Origin of the sequence: Pseudomonas sp. BIGb0381, from assembly GCF_024809815.1 — a bacterium.
GTDB lineage: Bacteria > Pseudomonadota > Gammaproteobacteria > Pseudomonadales > Pseudomonadaceae > Aquipseudomonas.
On the sequence record NZ_JANUEN010000003.1, the window covers coordinates 667,233 to 689,250 of the forward strand.

Annotated in this window: 23 protein-coding genes; all 23 read left to right on the forward strand. The window is 62.1% G+C overall.

Annotation, left to right across the window (positions count from 1 at the left end; all coding sequences use genetic code 11):
* Positions 1 to 53: 53 nt before the first annotated feature.
* The 23 genes from M2397_RS13180 (at position 54) to flhF (ending at position 21,971) form a co-directional block, all read left to right on the forward strand.
* Positions 54 to 1,265: a PAS domain-containing sensor histidine kinase gene (locus tag M2397_RS13180; protein ID WP_131698735.1), complete on the forward strand. Its 1,212-nt coding sequence runs from the start codon at positions 54 to 56 to the stop codon at positions 1,263 to 1,265.
* Positions 1,266 to 1,269: 4 nt separating this feature from the next.
* Complete coding sequence (locus M2397_RS13185; RefSeq protein WP_259243490.1) at positions 1,270 to 2,646, forward strand: sigma-54 dependent transcriptional regulator; 1,377 nt, start codon at positions 1,270 to 1,272, stop codon at positions 2,644 to 2,646.
* Positions 2,647 to 2,774: 128 nt separating this feature from the next.
* On the forward strand, positions 2,775 to 3,104 hold the full coding sequence (gene fliE, locus M2397_RS13190; protein ID WP_010208741.1) for a flagellar hook-basal body complex protein FliE: 330 nt from the start codon (positions 2,775 to 2,777) through the stop codon (positions 3,102 to 3,104).
* A 16-nt stretch (positions 3,105 to 3,120) separates the two neighbouring features.
* A complete protein-coding gene (gene fliF, locus M2397_RS13195) occupies positions 3,121 to 4,899 on the forward strand; it encodes a flagellar basal-body MS-ring/collar protein FliF (RefSeq protein WP_053133228.1) in 1,779 nt (592 codons plus the stop codon).
* Positions 4,892 to 5,911 carry a flagellar motor switch protein FliG gene (gene fliG / locus M2397_RS13200; RefSeq protein ID WP_048720872.1) on the forward strand — a complete coding sequence of 340 codons (1,020 nt, stop codon included), beginning with the start codon at positions 4,892 to 4,894 and terminating at the stop codon, positions 5,909 to 5,911. The genes fliF and fliG overlap by 8 nt, the downstream gene beginning before the upstream one ends.
* Before the next feature lie 10 nt (positions 5,912 to 5,921).
* Positions 5,922 to 6,686, forward strand: coding sequence for a flagellar assembly protein FliH (gene fliH / locus M2397_RS13205; protein ID WP_131698573.1), 765 nt, complete (start codon positions 5,922 to 5,924; stop codon positions 6,684 to 6,686).
* Entirely contained in the window at positions 6,676 to 8,034 is a 1,359-nt protein-coding gene (fliI, locus tag M2397_RS13210; protein WP_131698572.1) for a flagellar protein export ATPase FliI, read from the forward strand. Before fliH ends, fliI begins: the two co-directional genes overlap by 11 nt.
* A gap of 3 nt (positions 8,035 to 8,037) precedes the next feature.
* Positions 8,038 to 8,487 carry a flagellar export protein FliJ gene (fliJ, locus tag M2397_RS13215; RefSeq protein WP_027603853.1) on the forward strand — a complete coding sequence of 150 codons (450 nt, stop codon included), beginning with the start codon at positions 8,038 to 8,040 and terminating at the stop codon, positions 8,485 to 8,487.
* A 94-nt stretch (positions 8,488 to 8,581) separates the two neighbouring features.
* The gene (locus tag M2397_RS13220; protein WP_131698571.1) at positions 8,582 to 8,887 is read left to right on the forward strand and encodes an STAS domain-containing protein; all 306 of its coding nucleotides are present in this window, start codon (positions 8,582 to 8,584) and stop codon (positions 8,885 to 8,887) included.
* Entirely contained in the window at positions 8,884 to 10,602 is a 1,719-nt protein-coding gene (locus M2397_RS13225) for a fused response regulator/phosphatase (protein WP_167656602.1), read from the forward strand. Before M2397_RS13220 ends, M2397_RS13225 begins: the two co-directional genes overlap by 4 nt.
* 30 nt (positions 10,603 to 10,632) lie before the next feature.
* Positions 10,633 to 10,977, forward strand: a complete 345-nt coding sequence (locus tag M2397_RS13230) for an Hpt domain-containing protein (protein ID WP_131698569.1) — start codon at positions 10,633 to 10,635, stop codon at positions 10,975 to 10,977.
* Positions 10,978 to 11,063: 86 nt separating this feature from the next.
* Complete coding sequence (locus M2397_RS13235; RefSeq protein ID WP_259243494.1) at positions 11,064 to 12,401, forward strand: flagellar hook-length control protein FliK; 1,338 nt, start codon at positions 11,064 to 11,066, stop codon at positions 12,399 to 12,401.
* A 160-nt stretch (positions 12,402 to 12,561) separates the two neighbouring features.
* The gene (gene fliL / locus M2397_RS13240) at positions 12,562 to 13,068 is read left to right on the forward strand and encodes a flagellar basal body-associated protein FliL (RefSeq protein ID WP_131698567.1); all 507 of its coding nucleotides are present in this window, start codon (positions 12,562 to 12,564) and stop codon (positions 13,066 to 13,068) included.
* Positions 13,069 to 13,077: 9 nt separating this feature from the next.
* Entirely contained in the window at positions 13,078 to 14,046 is a 969-nt protein-coding gene (fliM, locus tag M2397_RS13245; RefSeq protein WP_131698566.1) for a flagellar motor switch protein FliM, read from the forward strand.
* A 56-nt stretch (positions 14,047 to 14,102) separates the two neighbouring features.
* On the forward strand, positions 14,103 to 14,570 hold the full coding sequence (gene fliN / locus M2397_RS13250; protein WP_027603860.1) for a flagellar motor switch protein FliN: 468 nt from the start codon (positions 14,103 to 14,105) through the stop codon (positions 14,568 to 14,570).
* A gap of 1 nt (position 14,571) precedes the next feature.
* Entirely contained in the window at positions 14,572 to 15,006 is a 435-nt protein-coding gene (gene fliO / locus M2397_RS13255) for a flagellar biosynthetic protein FliO (protein WP_131698565.1), read from the forward strand.
* The gene (gene fliP / locus M2397_RS13260) at positions 15,006 to 15,749 is read left to right on the forward strand and encodes a flagellar type III secretion system pore protein FliP (protein WP_053133261.1); all 744 of its coding nucleotides are present in this window, start codon (positions 15,006 to 15,008) and stop codon (positions 15,747 to 15,749) included. The genes fliO and fliP overlap by 1 nt, the downstream gene beginning before the upstream one ends.
* Positions 15,750 to 15,767: 18 nt before the next feature.
* Complete coding sequence (fliQ, locus tag M2397_RS13265; RefSeq protein ID WP_027603863.1) at positions 15,768 to 16,037, forward strand: flagellar biosynthesis protein FliQ; 270 nt, start codon at positions 15,768 to 15,770, stop codon at positions 16,035 to 16,037.
* A 4-nt stretch (positions 16,038 to 16,041) separates the two neighbouring features.
* Positions 16,042 to 16,827, forward strand: coding sequence for a flagellar biosynthetic protein FliR (gene fliR, locus M2397_RS13270; RefSeq protein ID WP_027603864.1), 786 nt, complete (start codon positions 16,042 to 16,044; stop codon positions 16,825 to 16,827).
* 3 nt (positions 16,828 to 16,830) lie between these two features.
* Complete coding sequence (gene flhB / locus M2397_RS13275) at positions 16,831 to 17,967, forward strand: flagellar biosynthesis protein FlhB (RefSeq protein ID WP_131698564.1); 1,137 nt, start codon at positions 16,831 to 16,833, stop codon at positions 17,965 to 17,967.
* 117 nt (positions 17,968 to 18,084) lie between these two features.
* Positions 18,085 to 18,291: a cold-shock protein gene (locus M2397_RS13280; protein WP_131698563.1), complete on the forward strand. Its 207-nt coding sequence runs from the start codon at positions 18,085 to 18,087 to the stop codon at positions 18,289 to 18,291.
* Between the two features lie 236 nt (positions 18,292 to 18,527).
* On the forward strand, positions 18,528 to 20,642 hold the full coding sequence (flhA, locus tag M2397_RS13285; protein ID WP_221461931.1) for a flagellar biosynthesis protein FlhA: 2,115 nt from the start codon (positions 18,528 to 18,530) through the stop codon (positions 20,640 to 20,642).
* 12 nt (positions 20,643 to 20,654) lie between these two features.
* On the forward strand, positions 20,655 to 21,971 hold the full coding sequence (gene flhF / locus M2397_RS13290) for a flagellar biosynthesis protein FlhF (RefSeq protein WP_131698561.1): 1,317 nt from the start codon (positions 20,655 to 20,657) through the stop codon (positions 21,969 to 21,971).
* Positions 21,972 to 22,018: the final 47 nt, after the last annotated feature.

Below are 22,018 nucleotides of genomic sequence, written 5' to 3' on the forward strand. Positions count from 1 at the left end.
ACAGCTCTCGCAACGTTCCGTTTAACTGACGGTCAGCCAAGCGAGAGAGCATGATGCCCCACGCCGCCCAACTATCTTCGGCCCCTGCCATTCAGGGGCTGGTTCCGCCTGTCGAGCCGCCGACCCGTCAGGGTCTTGAGCAGGCGTTCTCGCAGTTCAGCCAGATGTCGAGCCAGCTGACCGACTCCTACAGCCTGCTGGAAGCCCGGGTCTCCGAGCTGAAAGGCGAACTGGCGGTGGTCAGCGCCCAGCGCATGGAAGAGCTGGCTGAGAAAGAGCGCCTGGCCAACCGCCTTCAAAACCTGCTGTCGCTGTTACCCGGTGGCGTGATCGTCATCGATGAAGACGGCCGCGTGCGTGAAGCCAATCCGGCGGCCTGCGACATGCTTGGGCTGCCGCTGGAAGGCGAGCTGTGGCGCCATGTCATCACCCGCTGCTTTGCGCCGCGTGAGGACGATGGCCACGAAATCTCCCTGAAGGACGGGCGCCGCCTGTCCATCGCCACCCGTTCCCTGGATGCGGAGCCGGGCCAGTTGGTGCTGCTTAACGACCTGACTGAAACCCGTCACCTGCAGGACCAGCTGGCGCGCCATGAGCGTTTATCGTCCCTGGGCAGGATGGTCGCTTCGTTGGCGCATCAGATCCGCACGCCGTTGTCGGCCGCGTTGATCTACGCCAGTCATTTGACTGATGAACAATTGCCCGCCGCCACCCACCAGCGCTTCGCCGGACGCCTGAAGGAGCGCCTGCATGAATTGGAGCACCAGGTACGCGACATGCTGGTGTTTGCCCGCGGCGAATTGCCGCTGACCGACCGCGTGACGCCGGCCCAGCTGATGCAGGCCCTGCAAGCTGCGGCTGCTGCCCATATCCAAGACGTGCAAGTGCGCTGGCAGTGCGACAGCCACCTCGGCGAGCTGCTCTGCAACCGCGACACCCTGGTGGGCTCGCTGCTCAACCTGATCGAAAACGCCACCCAGGCCAGCGGCCCCGGCGCGCGGCTCAAGGTGCACCTGTACAACCGCGAACAAACCCTGCGCCTGTGCATCAGCGACAGCGGCAGCGGTATCGATCCGGTGGTGCTCAAGCGCCTGGGTGAACCGTTTTTTACCACCAAGACCAACGGCACCGGCCTGGGCCTGACCGTGGTCAAGGCCGTGGCGCGTGCCCATCAGGGAGAATTGCAGCTGCATTCCCGCGTTGGGCGTGGCACCTGTGCATTGATGACCTTGCCGCTGTTTTCTTGCGCGGCAAGCGCGGAGTAAGGATATGGCTATCAAGGTTCTGTTGGTGGAAGACGATCGTGCCCTGCGTGAAGCATTGGCTGACACGCTGTTGTTGGCGGGCCATGACTACCGGGCGGTCGGTTCGGCCGAGGACGCCTTGGAAGCAGTGGAGCAGGAAACCTTCAGCCTGGTGGTCAGCGACGTGAACATGCCCGGCATGGACGGCCACCAGTTGCTCGGCCTATTGCGTGCGCGCCAGCCGCAACTGCCGGTGCTGCTGATGACCGCCCACGGTGCCGTTGAGCGTGCCGTGGACGCGATGCGCCAGGGCGCGGCGGATTACCTGGTCAAACCCTTTGAGCCTAAAGCCCTGATCGAGCTGGTCGCGCGCCACGCCCTGGGCGTGATCCCGGCCAGCGAAGGCGAGGGGCCCATTGCCTTCGAACCCGCCAGTGCCCAATTGCTCGAATTGGCCGCCCGCGTGGCGCGTAGTGATTCCACCGTGCTGATCTCCGGTGAGTCCGGCACTGGTAAAGAGGTGCTTGCGCGTTATATCCACCAGCAGTCGACCCGTGCCAAGCAACCGTTTATCGCCATCAATTGCGCGGCGATCCCCGACAACATGCTCGAAGCCACGCTGTTCGGCCACGAAAAGGGCTCGTTCACCGGCGCCATCGCGGCCCAGGCGGGCAAGTTCGAACAGGCCGATGGCGGCACCATCCTGCTGGATGAAATTTCGGAAATGCCCCTGGGCCTGCAAGCCAAGCTGTTGCGGGTGCTGCAGGAGCGCGAAGTGGAGCGAGTCGGCGCGCGCAAGCCGATCCAGCTGGATATCCGCGTGGTCGCCACCACCAACCGTGACCTTGCCGGCGAAGTGGCGGCGGGACGCTTCCGGGAAGACCTGTTCTACCGCCTCTCGGTGTTCCCCCTGGCCTGGCGCCCGCTGCGTGAGCGCCCGGCAGACATCATTCCGCTGGCCGAGCGCCTGCTGAACAACCACGTCAAAAAAATGAAGCACGCCCAGGCGCGGCTGTCCGCCGAAGCTCAGGCCTGCCTGATCAGCTATCCATGGCCCGGCAACGTGCGGGAGTTGGACAACGCCATCCAACGCGCGCTGATTCTGCAGCAGGGCGGCCTGATCCAGCCCCAGGATTTCTGCCTGGCCATGGGCAGTGGCGCGGCGCCATTGCCCACGTTGGCGCCCGCGCCGGTGGTTGCAGAGGCTGAGCCTGCCGGAGGGCTGGGTGACGACCTGCGTCGCCGCGAATTCCAGATGATCATCGACACCCTGCGCGCCGAGCGCGGTCGCCGCAAAGAGGCCGCCGAGCGCCTGGGTATCAGCCCGCGCACCCTGCGCTACAAGCTGGCGCAGATGCGCGACGCCGGGATGGACGTGGAAGCGTATTTGTTCGCCACATAACCGGTAACAAGGTTGACAAGGTTTGTCGCCTTTTCTTACGAGTTGATACAGAGCTGGCACCCTTGTTGCTACTTCCCCTAGTAATCGCTGCGTAGTGTCAAAAATTTGCGGGTTGGAGAGAGAAGGTCATGAGCCAGGGTATTGAGTTCAATCGGTTGATGTTGGATATGCGCGCCATGCAAATGGATGCCATGGCTCAACCGAAATCCGTCGCGCCAGCGCCGGAACTGGGCCAAAGCAGCTTCGCCGACATGCTCGGCCAGGCCATCAACAAAGTAAGTGACACCCAGCAAGCCTCCAGTCAGTTGGCCAATGCGTTCGAGATCGGCAAAAGCGGCGTAGACCTCACCGATGTGATGGTCGCCTCGCAAAAGGCCAGCGTCTCCTTCCAGGCCCTGACCCAAGTGCGTAACAAGCTGGTCCAGGCCTATCAAGACATCATGCAGATGCCGGTTTAAGGGCGAGATCTAAGTCATGGCAGAAGCAGTCTCCGACAACGTACCCGCCAAGGCAGACGGCAAGCCGCCGCTGTTTGGCCTGTCGTTCCTGGAAAACCTCTCGGAAATGACCATGCTGCGTCAGGTGGGCCTGATGGTCGGCCTGGCTGCCAGCGTGGCGATTGGTTTTGCCGTAGTGCTGTGGTCGCAGCAACCCGATTACCGGCCGTTGTACGGCAGCCTGGCGGGCATGGATTCCAAGCAGATCATGGAAACCCTCGCCGCCGCCGACATCGCCTACACCGTGGAGCCCAACTCCGGCGCCTTGCTGGTCAAGGCCGACGATGTGGCCCGTGCGCGCATGAAGCTGGCCGCCGCTGGCGTGACTCCGTCCGACAGCAATATCGGTTTCGAGATCCTCGACAAGGACCAGGGCCTGGGGACCAGCCAGTTCATGGAAGCCACCCGCTACCGCCGTGGCCTTGAAGGCGAGCTGGCGCGCACCATTTCCAGCCTCAACAACGTCAAGGGTGCCCGCGTGCACTTGGCGATCCCGAAAAGCTCGGTGTTTGTGCGCGACGAGCGCAAGCCAAGTGCTTCGGTACTGGTCGAACTGTTTTCCGGCCGCTCCCTGGAGCCTGGCCAGGTGCTGGCGATCATCAACCTGGTGGCCACCAGCGTTCCCGAACTGAGCAAGTCGCAAATCACTGTGGTCGACCAGAAGGGCAACCTGCTGTCCGACATGGCCGAAAACTCCGCGCTGACCCAGGCCGGCAAGCAGTTCGACTACAGCCGCCGCATGGAAAGCATGCTCACCCAGCGTGTGCACAACATCCTGCAACCGGTGCTGGGCAATGACCGCTACAAGGCTGAAGTGTCTGCCGACGTTGACTTCAGCGCCGTCGAGTCGACCTCCGAGCAGTTCAACCCGGACCAGCCGGCCCTGCGCAGTGAGCAATCGACCAGCGAACAACGTACCGCCAGCAATGGCCCGCAAGGTGTGCCGGGTGCCCTGAGCAACCAGCCGCCAGCCCCGGCCTCGGCGCCGCAAACCACCGGTGGTGCCGCTGCTACTGCTGGCGCGATCCAGCCTGGCCAACCGTTGCTGGACGCCAACGGCCAGCAGATCATGGACCCGGCCACCGGCCAGCCGATGCTCGCGCCTTATCCGGCGGACAAGCGTAACCAGTCCACCAAGAACTTCGAGCTCGACCGTTCCATCAGCCACACCAAGCAGCAGCAGGGTCGCGTCAATCGCCTGTCGGTGTCGGTGGTGGTCGATGACCAGGTCAAGGTCAACGCCGCTGACGGTGCCGTAACACGCGCGCCGTGGAGCGCCGACGAATTGGCGCGTTTCACGCGCCTGGTGCAGGACGCCGTTGGTTTTGACGCCAGTCGTGGTGACAGCGTCAGCGTGATCAACATGCCGTTCTCCGCCGAGCGTGGTGAAGTGATCGCCGAAGCGGCGTTCTACACCCAGCCGTGGTTCTGGGACATCGTCAAGCAAGTGCTGGGTGTGTTGTTCATCCTGGTGCTGGTGTTCGGTGTGCTGCGCCCGGTGCTCAACAACATCACCGGCAACGGCAAGAAACAACTGGCGGCCTTCGGTGGCAGCGATGTCGAGTTGGGTGGCATGGGCGGCCTGGATGGCGAACTGGCCAACGACCGCGTCAGCCTTGGTGGCCCGCAAAGCATCCTGTTGCCAAGCCCGAGCGAAGGTTACGACGCTCAGTTGAACGCAATCAAAAGTCTGGTAGCAGAAGACCCGGGCCGTGTGGCCCAGGTCGTGAAAGAGTGGATTAACGCAGATGAGTGATAGTCGAGCCGCTGTTGCCAAACTCACCAAGGTCGATAAAGCCGCAGTCCTGCTGCTGTCCCTCGGTGAAACCGACGCTGCCCAAGTGTTGCGTCACATGGGACCCAAAGAGGTCCAGCGTGTGGGCGTGGCCATGGCGCAGATGCGCAATGTGCACCGTGAGCAGGTCGAGCAGGTGATGAGCGAGTTCGTCGAGATCGTCGGCGACCAGACCAGCCTGGGCGTCGGCTCCGACAGCTACATCCGCAAGATGCTCACCTCGGCCCTGGGCGAAGACAAAGCCAACGGCCTGATCGACCGCATCCTGCTGGGCGGCAACACCAGCGGCCTGGACAGCCTCAAGTGGATGGAGCCGCGCGCGGTCGCCGATGTGATCCGCTACGAGCACCCGCAGATCCAGGCGATCGTGGTGGCCTACCTCGACCCGGACCAGGCCGGTGAAGTACTCGGCCACTTCGACCATAAAGTGCGCCTGGACATCATCCTGCGTGTGTCGTCGCTGAACACCGTGCAGCCCGCGGCCCTGAAAGAACTCAACACGATTCTCGAGAAACAGTTCTCGGGTAACTCGAACGCCTCGCGGACCACCCTGGGTGGCATCAAGCGCGCGGCCGACATCATGAACTTCCTCGACAGCTCGGTCGAAGGCCAGTTGATGGACTCGATCCGCGAGATCGACGACACCCTGTCCGGCCAGATCGAAGACCTCATGTTCGTGTTCAACAACCTCTCCGATGTCGACGACCGTGGCATCCAGGCGCTGCTGCGCGAGGTGTCCTCCGACGTGCTGGTGCTGGCCCTCAAGGGCTCGGACGAAGGCGTCAAGGAGAAGATCTTCAAGAACATGTCCAAACGTGCCTCCGAGCTGTTGCGCGACGACCTGGAAGCCAAAGGCCCGGTACGCGTCAGCGACGTGGAAACCGCGCAGAAAGAAATCCTCACCATTGCCCGCCGTATGGCCGAAGCCGGAGAAATCGTTCTCGGCGGGAAGGGCGGCGAAGAAATGATCTAAGGCGCTACCCATGTCGAACAAAGATGAGGCGCCCAGCGATCTGATTCGCGCACGGGACGTCGGTGGGTTCGACATCTGGTCGTTGCCCAGCTTCGATCCGCATGTGCCCGAGCCTGAGCCGGAACCGGTGGAAGAACCTCCAGTGGAAATGGAAGAAGTGCCGCTGGAGGAAGTCCAGCCACTGACCCTGGAAGAGTTGGAAAGCATTCGTCAGGAGGCCTACAACGAAGGTTTCGCCGCGGGCGAGAAAGACGGTTTTCGCAGCACTACCCTCAAGGTGCGCCAGGAAGCCGAGGCGGCGCTGAGCGTCAAGCTGTCGAGCCTGGAGCGGCTGATGGGCAACCTGTTCGCCCCTATCGCCGAGCAGGATTCGCAGATCGAAAAATCCATGGTCGGTCTGGTGCAGCACATCGCCCGCCAGGTGATCCAGCGCGAACTGGTGCTGGATTCCAGCCAGATCGAAAGCGTGATGCGCGAAGCCCTCAAGCTGCTGCCCCTGGGCGTCGGCAATGTGCGGCTGTACATCAACCCGCAGGACTTCGAGCAGGTCAAAGCGATGCGCGAGCGCCACGAAGAAACCTGGCGCATCGTCGAAGATGCGGCGCTGCAGCCCGGCGGTTGCCGGGTCGAGACCGAGCACAGCCGCATCGATGCCACGGTGGAAACCCGCATCAGCCAGATCATGGCCAAGCTGCTTGATCAACAACACGAGCAGGCGCTGAACCCCGCCGAGCCGGACCTGAGCGTAGACCTGGACGCCCCCGATGCGCCTTGATCGCACCAGCTTCGCCAAGCGCCTGGGCGGCTATGCCGAGGCCACCGAATTGCCCGGCCAGCCGATCCTCGAAGGGCGCCTGTTGCGCATGGTCGGCCTGACCCTCGAAGCCGAAGGCCTGCGCGCCGCCATGGGCAGCCGCTGCATGGTGATCAACGACGACAGCTACCACCCGGTGCAGGTCGAAGCCGAAGTGATGGGCTTTTCCGGCAACAAGATTTTCCTCATGCCCGTCGGCAGCCTGGCCGGTATCGCCCCCGGCGCCCGCGTGGTCCCGTTGGCCGACACCGGTCGCCTGCCCATGGGCATGAGCATGCTCGGCCGGGTGCTGGACGGCGCCGGTCGCGCGCTGGACGGCAAGGGCGGCATGAAAGCCGAAGACTGGGTGCCGATGGACGGCCCCACGATCAACCCGCTCAACCGCAACCCCATCAGCGTGCCGCTGGACGTGGGCATTCGCAGCATTAACGGTTTATTGACGGTCGGCCGTGGCCAGCGTCTGGGCCTGTTCGCGGGTACGGGGGTGGGTAAGTCGGTGCTGCTGGGCATGATGACGCGCTTTACCGAGGCCGACATTATCGTGGTAGGCCTGATCGGCGAGCGGGGCCGCGAGGTGAAGGAGTTCATCGAACACAGCCTCGGCGAAGAAGGCCTCAAGCGTTCGGTCGTCGTTGCGTCGCCGGCGGATGATGCACCGCTGATGCGTTTGCGCGCGGCCATGTACTGCACGCGCATCGCCGAATATTTTCGCGACAAGGGCAAGAACGTCCTGTTGCTGATGGACTCGCTCACCCGGTTCGCCCAGGCCCAGCGGGAAATCGCCCTGGCCATCGGCGAGCCGCCAGCCACCAAGGGCTACCCGCCGTCAGTGTTCGCCAAGCTGCCCAAGCTGGTGGAGCGCGCCGGGAATGCCGAGGCTGGCGGTGGCTCGATCACCGCCTTCTACACCGTATTGTCCGAAGGCGATGACCAGCAAGATCCCATCGCCGACTCGGCGCGGGGTGTGCTCGACGGCCACATCGTGCTGTCACGGCGTCTGGCGGAGGAGGGGCACTACCCGGCCATCGACATTGAAGCGTCCATCAGCCGGGTCATGCCGGCGGTGGTCACGCCGGAGCATATGGCCCGCGCGCAGCAGTTCAAGCAGCTGTGGTCGCGTTATCAACAGAGCCGCGATTTGATCAGCGTTGGCGCCTACGTGGCCGGTGGTGACCGCGACACGGACCTGGCGATCGCGCTGCAACCGAAGTTGGTGACCTATTTGCGCCAGGGCCTCAACGACAAGATCAGCATGGGTGAAAGCGAAGCGCATTTGCAGTCCATCTTTGCCCCTGCGCCAGGCGGTTAAGCCATGGCCAACAGCCGCGCAGCGCGCCTGGCCCCGGTGGTGGACATGGCCGAAAAGGCCGAAAAAACCGCCGTCCAGCGCCTGGGTTACTTCCAGGGCCAAGTGCGCTTGGCGGAAAGCAAGCTGGGCGACCTGGAGCGCTTTCGCGGCGAGTACCAGCAGCAATGGATCGAGCGCGGCACCCAGGGGGTGTCGGGCCAATGGTTGATGGGTTACCAGGGCTTTCTCAATCAGCTGGAAACTGCCGTCGGCCAGCAGCGCCAAAGCCTTGCTTGGCACCAGAACAACCTCGACAAGGCCCGCGAGAGCTGGCAGCAAGCCTTCGCTCGCGTCGAAGGCCTGCGTAAATTGGTGCAGCGCTACATCGACGAAGCGCGAGCGCTGGAAGACAAGCGCGAGCAGAAATTGCTCGACGAACTGTCCCAGCGCCTCCCGCGCCAATCACAATACTGACGGTTGCCCGCCCCCCCATTTGATCTGCTGTGTTGCTGGTATCCCATTCGCCTGCTACACCTTGTGTCTATGTCTATGACAAGGAAGCAGTCGCATGTCAATCGAGTCAGAAGTATCCCTGGACGGGAAGAAGTTGACGATCGTAATCAAGGGGCGGTTCGATTTCAGCAGCCACCAGACATTTCGTGACGCTTACGAGCGTTTCTACAAGGTGCCTGAGTTGTATGTGGTCGACCTGAAAGAAACCACTTATATGGACAGTTCGGCCCTGGGCATGCTCCTGCTGTTGAGGGACCATGCCGGCGGCGATGAGGCGGAGGTCCAGGTGATCAACACCAACTCCGATGTGCGCAAAATCCTCGCCATCTCCAACTTCGACAAATTGTTCGACATCAATTGAGCGCCCAGGCCCCCGCTGTTGAGCCGCTGACGATCCTGATCGCCGAAGACAGCGCCGCCGACCTGCTGTTGCTGTCGACCATTGTGCGGCGCCAGGGGCATCAGGTGCTCACAGCGACCAATGGCGAGGAGGCCGTTGAACTGTTCGCGCGCGAGCGTCCGCAACTGGTGTTGATGGACGCGATCATGCCCGTGATGGATGGCTTGGCCGCCGCGCGGTGGATCAAGCAGTTGGCGGGGGAAGAGCTGGTGCCGATCATCTTCCTCACGTCCCTGCGCGAAAGTGCCGCCCTGGCCGAGTGCCTGGATGCCGGCGGCGATGATTTCCTGCCCAAACCCTACAACCAACTGATCCTGGCGGCCAAGATCAACGCCATGGACCGCCTGCGTCGGCTGCAAGCCACGATGCTGCAGCAGCGCGACCAGATCGCCAGGCACCATGACTACCTGCTGCGTGAGCAGCGGGCGGCCAAGGCGGTGTTCGATAAAGTCGCCCACTCGGGCTGCATCAACGCGGCGCCGAATATCCGCTACCTGCAATCGCCCTATGCGCTGTTCAACGGTGACCTGCTGCTGGCGGCGTACACGCCGTCGGGTGACATGCACGTGTTGCTCGGCGATTTCACCGGCCATGGCCTGCCGGCGGCGGTGGGCGCCATGCCCCTGGCGGAAGTGTTCTACGGCATGACCGCCAAGGGCTACGGCCTGGCGCAGGTCCTGCAGGAGATGAATGCCAAGCTCAAGCGCATCCTGCCGGTGGACATGTTCTGCTGCGCCACCTTGTTGTGCCTGAGCACGCAGCGGCGGGTGGTGGAGGTGTGGAACGGCGGCATGCCCGAAGGCTATGTGCATGAAGTCGCCAGCGGCAAGCGCACGCCGCTGCAGTCGCGGCATTTGCCGTTGGGGGTGCTGTCGGTGCAAGCCTTTGATGATCGCACCGAAGTCTGGCCGATGGCCCTGGGTGACCGGGTGTTCCTGTTGTCCGATGGTGTGCTGGATACCGCCGACGCCAATGACCAGCTGTTTGGCGTTGAGCGCTTGCAGCAGGTCTTTGCCGCCAACCGTGAGCCCGACCGGCTGTTCGACGACATCGAGCAGGCCCTGGTGGCCTTTCGCGGTGTGACGCGGGATGACGTGAGCATGGTGGAGATCACACTGAGTCCCGGGCAGCCGCTGCGGGCCACCGGGCCGTTGTATGCCGACAGCGGCCAGTCGTGCCCGCTGGATTGGTCGGTGAGTTTCGAATTTCGTGCCGAAACCCTCAAGCGTTACAACCCCTTGCCCTACCTGCTGCAACTGCTGCTGGAGATCCAGGGGCTGCGCGAGCAGAGCGGGGCGCTCTACAGCGTAATGGCCGAGTTGTATTCCAATGCGCTGGAGCATGGTGTGCTGGGCCTGGACTCGCGGCTCAAGCGCGATGCCCAGGGCTTTACCGAGTATTATCGCCAGCGCAATGACCGCCTGGCGCAGTTAAACAGTGGTTATGTGCGGGTGCATGTGCAGGTGGTACCCACCGAGGCGGGCGGCAAGATGACCCTGTGCCTTGAAGACAGTGGGCAAGGGTTCGACGTGGAGCAGGTGCTGGCCCGGCCGCTGGACATCGACTGTCTGTCTGGCCGAGGCTTGAGCCTGGTGCGCCAACTGAGCAGCGAGGTGCGCTGGTCCGACGGCGGGCGCAGTGTCTGCGTAGAGTTTTGCTGGGGGGCTCTGGCATAATCCGCCGATTCTTGATCAGGGAGCGAGCAAGTGGCTGAGATTCATATGGACCCGAACGTGTTGTCGGGTTTGCAGGAGGTCATGGAAGGCGAGTACCCCAAGTTACTCGATACCTTCCTCGATGACTCCCAAAAACGCGTCGAAGCGTTGCGCAAGGCGCGGGACGACGCCAAGGCACTGGGGCGTATTGCCCATAGCTTCAAAGGCAGCAGTGGCAACCTCGGCGCAGTGCGGTTGGCGCATTTGTGCCAGCGGTTGGAGGCGGAGTCCGTTGAGGCTGCGGCGGACCTGGGGGCGCTGGTGGACCAGATTGATCATGAGTTTGCATTGGTGAAGCCGATGTATGAGTCGGAGCGGCAGCGGTTCCAGATTTGATTCCATCAGTTTTAAAACCTGGCCCGACTCTTGCTGTATCTCCTGATACTGCATCCCCGATCCCCATGCAGTGGAGACCTTTACCTATGCCAGTCGCCCCGAATTCGCTTCTTCAGGCTGCCCCTGCGGCCAAGCCTCAAGCGCCTGCCGTCAATCCACCGGCAGTGGCTGCGGACCCACGGGACAAGGGCCCTGGCTTCGCTCAAGTGTTCGCCAGCCAAGGTTCCAAACCCACGGTCAAGGCTGATGACAACTCGGCCAAGCCCACGCGGGACAAGCCTGCCGATGCCAGCGCCAAGCCTGCGGCGGGCAACGACAAACCTGCCGCCAGCACGCCAGTGGTTGCCGATAGCGGCAATACCTTGCCTGCCAAGCCTGCGGCATCGTCCGACGACACTGCCAGCCAGGATGACGATGCACCTGTGGATCCGGCCCTGGCGCAGCAGCCTCCGGTGGACCCGGTGGTCGACCCGGCATTGATTGCCACGGTCACCCCGGTGGTGGTGCCAGTGCCGGTGGAAACCCCGGCACCCGTTGCCGCTGCCAAGGATGATAAGGCCGCACCCGTGGTTGCAGCGCCAATCGCAGCGACCGAGGAAGCCGCGTCGGCCTTCGATCCTGAGGTCGATCCCCTGGACGCCATGCCGGCCGTACGCCTGGCAATGGAGCAGGGCGGGCATGTGTCGGCCAGCAGCCAGGCACCGGCCAAAACCGTCCCGCCGACCACCCAGGACCAGCCAACCGCCGCCCAGAACTTTGCTGCCGGCCTGGCTACCATGGTCGACCAGCAAGCCACCAAGGACAGTACGGACCAGGGCGGCGACAAGGCCTTCAGCGGCTTGATCGAAGGTGGCCTCAAGGACTTGAAGGAGGCCAGCAGCGACACCCGCGTCGATGACTTCGCCAACCGCCTGGCCGCGTTGACCCAGGCGGCCACGCCGAAAACCGCGAATGCCTTGCCGCCGGTGACGAATGCACCGCTGGCCATGCACCAGAGCGGCTGGACCGACGAGATCGTCAACCGCGTGATGTACCTCTCCAGCGCCAACCTCAAGTCGGCGGAGATTCAGTTGCAACCGGCCGAACTCGGGCGCCTGGATATCAAGGTCAACATGACCGCCGACCAGCAGGCCCAGGTCAACTTCATGAGCGCCCACCCGGTGGTGCGCGAGGCGCTGGAAAGCCAGTCCGGCCGCTTGCGGGAGATGTTCGCCCAGCAGGGCATGGGGCAGGTGGACGTGAATGTCTCCGACCAGTCCCGTGGCCAGGAGCAGCAGCAACAGCAGGCCCAGACTGCTGGCGTTAGTCGTGGCGGGCGGGGTGGCGACAGCGGCGACAGCGGCAACCACATTGATGTGGCCGAAGCAGTGGCGCCCGTGACTTCGACGGTGATCGGCTCCAGCGCCGTCGATTACTACGCCTGACTTGAGCCGAGTACAAATCCAAAATGTGGGAGGGGGCTTGCCGCCTCCCACATTGTTTTGTGGTGTTCCTTCGTCTCCGCTTACCAGACAACTCTGGCATAACACTTGCTCTTGCCTTCCCGTAGATCTATGAATCCCCGAATAGTGACGGATTATTGGCATGGCGAAGAGCGACGACGCAGCAAAAGCACCCGCACCCGCAGGCAAAGGCAAACTCAAGCTTATCCTGATGATTGTCGTGGGCCTGCTCCTGGCCATCGGCGCCTCGGTGGGCGGCACCTGGTACATCATGCACAGCAGTGCAAGCAAACCGGCACCTGCCGCTGAAACTGCCAGTAACGTCAAGCAACCGGCAATCTTCGAGCCGATGCTTCCGGCCTTTGTCGCCAACTTCAACCAGAACGGTCGCCAACGCTACCTGCAAGTGAGCATCACCTTGCTGGCGCGGAATGCGGCGGACCTGGAGGCGCTCAAGGAGCACATGCCAGTGATCCGCAACAACCTGGTGATGCTGTTCTCCGGGCAGAGTTTCGACGCCCTGGCCACCCCGGTGGGCCAGGAAATGCTGCGCCAGAAGGTCACTGCCAGCGTGCAGGAAGTGGCCCAGAAGGAGCTCGGCAAAGTCGTGATCGAGCAGGCGCTCTTCACTAATTTCGTATTGCAGTAGGATCACCACATGGCCGTGCAGGACCTGCTGTCCCAGGATGAAATCGACGCGCTGTTGCATGGCGTCGACGACGGTCTGGTACAGACTGAAATAGCTGCCGAGCCCGGCAGCGTCAAAAGTTATGACCTGACCAGCCAGGATCGCATCGTCCGTGGACGCATGCCGACCCTGGAGATGATCAATGAGCGCTTCGCCCGTTACACCCGGATCAGCATGTTCAACATGCTGCGCCGCTCGGCGGACGTGGCGGTGGGCGGCGTGCAGGTGATGAAGTTCGGCGAGTACGTGCATTCGCTGTACGTGCCCACCAGCCTCAACCTGGTCAAGATCAAGCCGCTGCGCGGTACCGCGCTGTTCATCCTCGACGCCAAGCTGGTGTTCAAGCTGGTGGACAACTTCTTCGGCGGTGACGGCCGCCACGCCAAGATCGAAGGCCGTGAATTCACCCCCACCGAGTTGCGCGTGGTGCGCATGGTGCTGGAACAGGCCTTCATTGACTTGAAGGAAGCCTGGCAGGCGATCATGGAAGTCAGTTTCGAGTACATCAACTCGGAAGTGAACCCGGCCATGGCCAACATCGTCGGCCCCAGCGAAGCCATTGTGGTGTCCACCTTCCACATCGAACTCGATGGCGGTGGCGGCGACCTGCACGTGACCATGCCGTACTCGATGATCGAGCCGGTGCGCGAAATGCTCGACGCCGGCTTCCAGTCCGACCTGGACGACCAGGACGAACGCTGGGTCAAGGCCCTGCGCGAAGACCTGCTGGACGTCGACGTGCCCCTGAGCGCCACCGTCGCCCGTCGCCAATTGCGTCTGCGGGATATTTTGCATATGCAGCCGGGGGACATCATCCCCGTCGAATTGCCGGACGAAATGATCATGCGCGCCAACGGCGTGCCGTCGTTCAAGGTCAAGCTCGGTTCCCATAAGGGCAACCTTGCGCTGCAGGTGGTGGAGTCGATCACCCGTCGCTGAGCCACCGCTGTTGATGTATCCCTATTTATGAATGTTTGCTCCGCCGAGGACATGTAATGGCTACCGAACACGAAAACACTTCCGCCGAAGACCAGGCCCTGGCTGACGAATGGGCTGCGGCCCTGGAAGAAACCGGCGATGTTGGCCAGGACGATATCGACGCACTGCTGGCCGCGGATGCCGCCACAGCACCAGCGGGTAATCGCCTGCCCATGGAAGAATTCGGCAGCGTGCCGAAGAACAACGACCCGGTGACCCTCGATGGGCCGAACCTGGACGTGATCCTCGACATCCCGGTGTCGATCTCCATGGAAGTGGGCAGCACCGACATCAACATCCGCAACCTGCTGCAACTCAACCAGGGCTCGGTGATCGAGCTGGATCGCCTGGCCGGTGAGCCGCTGGACGTGCTGGTCAACGGCACCCTGATCGCCCATGGTGAAGTGGTGGTGGTCAACGAAAAGTTCGGCATCCGCCTGACCGACGTGATCAGCCCAAGCGAACGCATCAAGAAGTTGCGCTGATATGAAACGGCTGATGGTGGGACTGTTAGCCGCGCTGCCATTGGCGGCGTGGGCGGCGGAGCCGGTGGCCCAAGCTGCCGCTGCGCCCGTCGGCGGCAGTGTCGGCGGGCAACTGACGCAGCTGGTGCTGGGCCTGTTGCTGGTGGTCGGCTTGATCTTCGTGTTGGCCTGGTTGATGCGTCGCGTGCAGAGCATCGGTCCGGGCAATGCCCAGGTCATCGAAATGATCGGCTCGCGCGCCCTCGGCCCGCGTGACCGGTTGGTGCTGGTGCAAGTGGGCGAGGAGCAGATCCTGCTGGGCATTACCCCCGGCCGAATCACGCCGCTGCACGTGCTCAAGACTCCGGTGCAAACCACCCAATCCCAGCCCGCCACGCCAGAATTCGCCCAGCGCCTGATGGAGTTGCTGGGCAAGGATCAGAAGGATAAGAAGTAATGCGCGTTTTATTGACGCTCATGCTGTTGCTGGCTGCGCCGCTGGCGTTTGCCGCCGACCCGTTGTCGATCCCGGCGATTACGCTGGGTACCAACGCGGCGGGGGCCCAGGAGTATTCGGTCAGCCTGCAGATCCTGCTGATCATGACAGCGCTGAGCTTTATCCCGGCGTTTGTCATGCTGATGACCAGCTTCACGCGGATCATCATCGTGTTCTCGATCCTGCGTCAGGCCCTGGGCCTGCAGCAGACGCCGTCGAACCAGATCCTCACCGGCATGGCGTTGTTCTTGACGATGTTTATCATGGCGCCGGTGTTCGACAAGGTGAACCAGCAAGCCCTGCAACCGTACCTGGCCGAGACCATCACGGCCCAGGTCGCGATCGACAGGGCGCAAGGCCCGATCAAGGACTTCATGCTCTCGCAGACTCGCTCCAGCGACCTTGAGCTGTTCATGCGCCTGTCCAAGCGCACCGACATCGCGACCCCGGACCAGGCGCCGCTGACCATCCTGGTGCCGGCGTTCGTCACCTCTGAACTGAAGACGGCGTTCCAGATCGGCTTCATGATCTTTATCCCGTTCCTGATCATCGACCTGGTGGTGGCGAGCGTGCTGATGGCCATGGGTATGATGATGCTGTCGCCGCTGATTATTTCGTTGCCGTTCAAGATCATGCTGTTTGTGCTGGTGGACGGTTGGGCGTTGATTATCGGCACTTTGGCCGGCAGTTTCGGAGGGGTGTGATTTGTTAGGTGAAGCAGCATGACCCCAGAAGTCGCCGTTGACCTGTTCCGTGAAGCGCTATGGCTGACCACCGTGATGGTTGCCGTGCTGGTGGTGCCGAGCCTGTTGGTGGGCTTGCTGGTGGCGATGTTCCAGGCCGCGACCCAGATCAACGAACAGACCTTGAGCTTCCTGCCGCGCCTGCTGGTGATGCTGATCACACTGATTGTCGCTGGCCCGTGGCTGGTGCAAACCTTCATGGAATACATCCTGCAGCTGTACGGCAGTATTCCGCAGTTGATCGGCTGACCGCATGCAATCGCTGCTGGCATTGACCGACACCCAGATCAGCACTTGGGTGGCCTCGTTCATCCTCCCGTTGTTCCGAGTGACGGCGGTACTGATGAGCATGCCGGTGTTCGGTACCACCCTGGTGCCGCGCCGCATCCGCCTGTATTTCGCGGTGGCGATTACCGTGGTGCTCGTGCCCGGCCTGCCGCCGATGCCCCCGGTCAACGCGCTCGACCTCAGTGCCCTGATGCTGATTGCCGAGCAGATCCTGATCGGCTCGCTGCTGGGCTTTTCGCTGCAACTGTTTTTCCAGGCGTTCGTGATCGCCGGGCAAATCATCTCGATCCAGATGGGCATGGGCTTCGCGTCCATGGTCGACCCCACCAATGGCGTGTCGGCGGCAGTGATCGGGCAATTCCTGACCATGCTGGTGACCTTGTTGTTCCTGGCCATGAACGGCCACTTGGTGGTGTTCGAGGTGCTGACCGAAAGCTTCACCACCTTGCCGGTGGGGTCGGGACTGGTGGTCAATCACTTCTGGGAGTTGGTGGGGCGCCTCAGTTGGGTGCTTGGTGCCTCGCTGTTGCTGGTGCTGCCGGCGATCACGGCCTTGCTGGTGGTCAACATCGCGTTTGGCGTCATGACGCGTGCAGCGCCGCAGTTGAACATTTTTTCGATTGGTTTCCCGCTGACCCTGGTATTGGGCATGGGAATTTTCTGGGTCGGCCTGGCCGACATTCTCAATCAGTATCAACCGCTGGCGACCGACGCCTTGCAGTTCTTACGTGATCTGGCACGGGCGCGCTGAGCCATGGCCGAGAGCGAGAGTGGTCAGGACAAAACAGAAGACCCCACGGAGAAACGTAAAAAGGACTCCAGGGAAAAGGGCGAGATTGCCCGTTCCAAGGAGCTCAACACCGTTGCGACCATGATGGCCGGGGCCGGTGCCTTGCTGATCTACGGCGGCGGCCTGGCGCTGGACCTGATGGAGCTGATGAAGCACAACTTCACCTTGCCGCGCGATGTGCTGCTTAACCCCGGCTCCATGGGCCAATACCTGCTGCACTCGGGCAAGATCGCGATATTGGCTGTGCAGCCCATCTTGATCACCTTGCTGCTGGCCGCGCTGATCGGCCCGGTCGCCCTCGGTGGCTGGTTGTTCGCCGCCGGCAGCATGGCGCCCAAGTTCAGCCGCATGAACCCTGCGGCCGGTCTCAAGCGCATGTTTTCCGCCAAGGCACTGGTGGAGCTGCTCAAGGCCCTGGCCAAGTTCATCCTGATTCTGTTCGTGGCACTGATGGTGTTGTCGGCCGACATCGACGACCTGCAGCGCATCGCCCATGAACCCCTGGAGTCGGCGATTATCCACAGCGTGCAGGTGGTGGGCTGGAGTGCGCTGTGGATGGCCGCCGGGCTGATCATCATCGCGGCGGTGGACGCACCGATCCAGTTGTGGGAAAGCCACAAGAAACTGCTGATGACCAAACAGGAAGTGCGCGACGAGCACAAGGACCAGGAAGGTCGCCCCGAGGTCAAGCAACGCATCCGCCAACTGCAGCGGGAAATGTCCCAGCGCAAGATGATGGCTTCGGTGCCCGACGCCGATGTGGTCATCACCAACCCGACCCACTACGCCGTGGCTCTCAAGTACGACCCGGAGAAGGGCGGCGCACCGATGCTGCTGGCCAAGGGCAGCGACTTTACCGCGTTGAAAATCCGCGAAATTGCCGTGGCCCACGACATCCTGCTGTTGGAATCACCGGAACTGGCGCGATCAATCTTCTACTCCACCGACCTCGACCAGGAAATCCCCGCAGGGTTGTACCTGGCCGTGGCCCAGGTGTTGGCGTATGTCTATCAGATCCGCCAATACCGCGCGGGCAAAGGCAAGCGCCCGGATCCGCTCAAGGACCTGCCGATTCCGCCGGAATTACGTCGCGATTCCTGATCTCTTACCACTCGTCACTAACGGCCGTCTACCTGTCAACTTTGACAGTAGTCAATCTTATTTCCAGCGCGTTTGATAAGGCTCAGGTCTTAAAAACAAGCAGGGTGGAGAAGGTTAATGGCAACCGGCATCGTAAAGTGGTTCAACGTAGATAAGGGGTTTGGTTTCATCAAGCCGGACGACGGCTCTGAAGATGTATTTGTGCATTACTCGGGGATCGTTTCCAGCGGTTTCAAAAGCCTGGATGAAAACCAAAAGGTCGAATACGTGCTTGCCAATGGTCCCAAGGGACTGCAGGCAACTGAAGTTAAGGCTGTGAACTAGCCGTGGGCGCTAGTTTCGCTGTCGGCAATGAATGTACACCGATCCAACTGTGGGAGGGGGCAAGCCTCCTCCCACAGTTGGATTGTTTACATCCGATAGAACTCGGGCGCCTGTAGCGATCCACCTCCTCAAAAGCAAAGTTGGAAGGCTTCTTGCAATACCGCCTCCAGGACGCCTCCCGGCGTCAAAAGTTTGCTTCAAGGAAACGAGGAATACCGGTGGTGGATCGCTCTCAAATGTTCAGCACGGCCCGTGGCACCCTGACTGACCTCTCCCGAGGCAATCTGGGTGTGCCGTTGTTGTTGCTGGTCATGCTGGCAATGATGATGTTGCCGATGCCGCCATTCCTGCTGGACGTGTTCTTCACCTTCAACATCGCCCTGTCCGTCGTCGTGTTGCTGGTGTGCGTCTACGCCCTGCGGCCGCTGGATTTCGCGGTATTCCCGACGATCCTGCTGGTGGCAACCCTGTTGCGCCTGGCGCTGAACGTGGCGTCCACCCGCGTGGTGATGTTGCACGGCCAGGATGGCCACGCCGCCGCCGGTAAGGTGATCCAGGCCTTCGGTGAGGTGGTGATCGGCGGTAACTATGTGGTCGGTGTCGTGGTGTTCGCGATCCTCATGATCATCAACTTCGTGGTGGTGACCAAGGGTGCCGGCCGTATTTCCGAGGTGAGCGCGCGCTTTACCCTCGACGCCATGCCCGGCAAGCAGATGGCCATCGATGCCGACCTCAACGCCGGCTTGATCGACCAGAACCAGGCCAAGACCCGACGCCTGGAAGTGGCCCAGGAAGCCGAGTTCTACGGCTCCATGGACGGTGCCAGCAAATTTGTGCGCGGTGACGCCATTGCCGGGCTGCTGATCCTGTTCATCAACCTGATCGGTGGTATTGCGGTCGGGATCTTCCAGCACGGCATGACTTTCGGCGATGCGGGCAAGGTATACGCCTTGCTGACCATCGGTGACGGTTTAGTGGCGCAATTGCCATCACTGTTGTTATCTACAGCTGCCGCCATCATGGTGACCCGTGCTTCGGGCTCCGAAGACATGGGCAAGCAGATCAGCCGGCAGATGTTTGCCTCGCCCAAGGCCCTGGCCGTAGCGGCGGGCATCATGGCGATCATGGGCATCGTGCCGGGCATGCCCCACTTCTCATTCCTGAGCATGGCGGCCCTGGCCGGCGGCGCTGCCTACCTGTTCTGGAAAAAGCAGAATGCGGTCAAGGTCCAGGCCCTGCAAGAAGTTGCGCGCCAGCAGGAACTGCTGCCATCGCCAGCCCGCGCCCAGGAAACCAAGGAGTTGGGCTGGGACGACGTGACCCCGATCGACATGATCGGCCTGGAAGTCGGCTACCGCCTGATTCCGCTGGTAGACCGCAATCAGGGCGGCCAATTGCTCGCGCGGATCAAGGGCGTGCGCAAGAAGCTGTCCCAGGACCTGGGTTTCCTGATGCCTACCGTGCATATCCGCGACAACCTCGACCTGGCCCCGAGTGCCTACCGCCTGACCCTGATGGGCGTGATCCTGGCCGAAGCCGAGATCTACCCGGACCGCGAGCTGGCGATCAACCCCGGCCAGGTGTTCGGCAGCCTCAACGGCATTACCGCCAAAGATCCGGCTTTTGGCCTGGAGGCGGTGTGGATCGAAATCAGCCAGCGCAGCCAGGCGCAGTCCCTGGGCTACACCGTGGTGGACGCCAGTACCGTGGTCGCCACTCACCTCAACCAGATCCTCTACAAGCACTCCCACGAGCTGATCGGCCACGAAGAAGTCCAGCAACTGATGGGCTTGCTCGGCAAGGCCTCGCCAAAACTGGCGGAAGAACTGGTGCCGGGCGTGCTGTCGTTGTCGCAACTGCTCAAGGTGCTGCAGGCGCTGCTGGCCGAACAGGTGCCGGTACGCGACATCCGCAGCATTGCCGAGGCTATCGCCAACAATGCCGCCAAGAGTCAAGATACTGCCGCGTTGGTGGCGGCGGTGCGTGTCGGATTGTCCCGCGCAATCGTGCAAAGCATTGTAGGGCTTGACTCCGAGCTGCCTGTGATCACCTTGGAACCAAGGTTGGAACAGATATTGCTCAATAGTATTCAGAAGGCAGGACAAGGCCAGGAAGAGGGCGTTCTGCTGGAACCAAGCATGGCTGAGAAACTGCAGCGTTCGTTGATCGACGCCGCACAGCGCCAGGAAATGCAGGGCCAACCGGTGATTCTGCTGGTGGCGGGTCCGGTCCGGGCGATGTTGTCGCGGTTTGGACGTCTGGCAGTACCGAATTTGCACGTCTTGGCTTATCAGGAAATTCCTGACAACAAGCAAGTGACTATCGTCGCGACAGTAGGGCCCAACGGCTGAGGGTAGTGGGTTATGCAAGTTAAGCGTTTTTTCGCCGCCGATATGCGTCAGGCCATGAAACTGGTCCGCGATGAGCTGGGCGCCGATGCCGCGATTATCGGTAACCGTCGTATTGCCGGCGGTGTCGAGCTGACGGCTGCCCTGGACTACACCCCCTCGGCATTGGCGCCGCGTGTGCCGAACATGGAGCTTGAAGACGAGCTGCGCAAGACCGCTTCGCGCATCGTCTCGGCCCAGGCTGAACTGAGCATGCGTGGCGACAGCGATGCCACCACCAATCGCCAGTTGTTTGCCGGCCTGCCGCTGACCGCCGCCGAGCCGCTGGTTGAGCCAACGTTCATCGAACCGCCGCGTCCTGCTGCGCCAGCCCCGGCCGCCGCAGTCGACCAGCGTGTCTTCGACTCGATGCGTTTTGAACTCAACGGCCTGCGCGAACTGCTGGAAGTGCAATTGGGTTCGCTGGCCTGGACCCAACTGCAAGGCAGCAAACCGCAACAGGCCAACCTGTGGCGCCGCCTGCAACGCATCGGCCTGTCCGGCCCGTTGTCCCGCGACCTGCTGGCCCTGACCACCGAAATCGAAGAGCCTCGCCAGGCCTGGCGCATGTTGCTGGCCCACCTGGCGCGGATGATCAGCACCCCGGAAATCGAACCCCTGGAAGAGGGCGGCGTGATTGCCATGGTCGGCCCTGCCGGCATGGGCAAGACCACCACCCTGGCCAAGCTGGCGGCGCGTTATGTGCTCAAGTACGGCGCGAATAACATCGCGCTGGTGAGCATGGACAGCTACCGCATCGGCGCCCAGGAACAGCTCAAGACCCTGGGCCGCATCCTCAATGTGCCGGTCACCCACGTCGACCCGGGCCAGTCCCTGGCCAACGCGCTCGATCCGCTGCTGCGCAAGCGTGTGGTGCTGATCGACACCGCCGGCCTGCAAGCCAGTGATCCGGCGTTGCGCATGCAACTGGAAAGCCTGGCCGGGCGTGGCATCAAATCGAAAAATTACCTGGTGCTTGCAACCACCAGCCAGAAACAGGTTCTTACCGCTGCGTACCATAGCTACAAGCGTTGCGGTCTGGCCGGTTGCATCCTGACTAAACTGGATGAAACCGCCAGCCTGGGGGAAGTGTTGAGCCTGGCTATCAGCCATGAACTACCGGTTGCCTATCTGACCGACGGGCCGCGGATCCCGGATGACTTGCATCTGCCGCGCCGTCATCAGTTGGTCAGCCGCGCCGTCAGCGTGCAAATGCAAGAAGAGCCTAGCGAGGAAGCGATGGCCGATATGTTCGCCGACCTTTACCACAACCCGGCAAAACGGGTGGGTTGAGGCGCGATGAACACCGTGAAATGTACCTACATCGATGGTCTGCAAGC